The organism is Nonomuraea sp. 3N208 (assembly GCF_052245935.1).
Classification (GTDB): Bacteria; Actinomycetota; Actinomycetes; order Streptosporangiales; family Streptosporangiaceae; genus Nonomuraea.
Genome location: NZ_JBQQBR010000163.1, coordinates 1 through 1,113, shown reverse-complemented (window position 1 = coordinate 1,113; position 1,113 = coordinate 1). Strand labels below are relative to the sequence as shown.

Sequence of the window (1,113 nt, the reverse complement as noted above, 5' to 3'; positions counted from 1 at the left end):
TTGGCTCAATTTAGTGCGCACCTTGCCGGCCGTGGATCTGGTTGAGCGCGTCGCGTAGGTCGGTGGGCAGGGGGTCGGCTGCGGTGAGGTGGTGGCGGCCGGCTCGGATGTGGACGGTGCGGTAGCGGCGTGCGGTGCGGACGAACTTCTTGATGGACCAGCCGGTTCGGTGTTCGATCCATCGGCTGACGGCCAGGGCGGCGAACACGATCGTCAGGTGGGCGTCGATGGATTCGCGTTTGTGGTGGTAGATCGGCCGGGCCTTCAGGTCGTGCTTGCTCATCCGGAAGGACTTTTCGATCTCGAACAGCCGGTGGTAGGCCTCGATCACGAACGCGGGTGTGACGCCGGGCAGGTTGGTGATGTAGCCCTTGAGCCCAGCTAACTCCCGCGCTTTGGCCTCCAGGTCCCGGTTGACGCTCTTGAGCGCGCCGTCCAGCCGGATGAACCTGTTCCGCTTGACCGGCGCTTGGCCGTCGACGGCGCGTTCGGCCTTGGCGACCTGCTCATCGATGCCGCGCAGGGTGCGCCGGGCCCGGTCGGCCCGGTACTGGTAGTAGATCATCTGGTCCCGGCGGGACTGCGTAGCCGCGGCGGGCCAGGGCTGGGTGAAGACGTGCCCGTCGGGAATCTGGGTGTCGGGGTGTTCGCGCCGCCACTGCTTGACCACGTAGGGGACCTCGGGGATGCGCATGCCGAGGATGAACGACAGGCCTGCCTCCTCGATCGCCCGCTTGTTCGCCTCGGAGATCATTCCAGCGTCGGCGACGATGGTGACGTCGGTGAGCCGGTGGGCGGTCATGAACGCCTGGATCACCGGGAGCATGGTGTGCGTCTCAGCCTTGTTGCCCTCGAAGGCCTGCACCATGAGCGGGAACCCGCCGGCGTCGGTCAGCAGCCCGATCGTGATCTGCGGGTCCAGGCGGCGTTCCTTGGAGAAGCCGGGCTCGCGGAACCCGTCGCCTGCGTCGGTCTCGAAATACAGGGTGGAGACGTCGTAGAGCACCAGCGAGGCCGGTCCCAGGCGGGCGTGCGTCGCGCACGCCTCGGCCAGGGCCGTGCGCCAGCGTTCTGCCGCATACAGCGGAAGTCGGCGTTTCACCGTCGCATACG

1 protein-coding gene is annotated in these 1,113 nt (G+C 67.2%); it reads right to left on the bottom strand.

The annotated features are described in order from the left end of the window. Positions 1 to 10: 10 nt before the first annotated feature. A partial coding sequence (locus ACTWPT_RS60020; protein ID WP_443186483.1) for an IS1634 family transposase occupies positions 11 to 1,113 on the bottom strand: 1,103 nt, incomplete at its 5' end.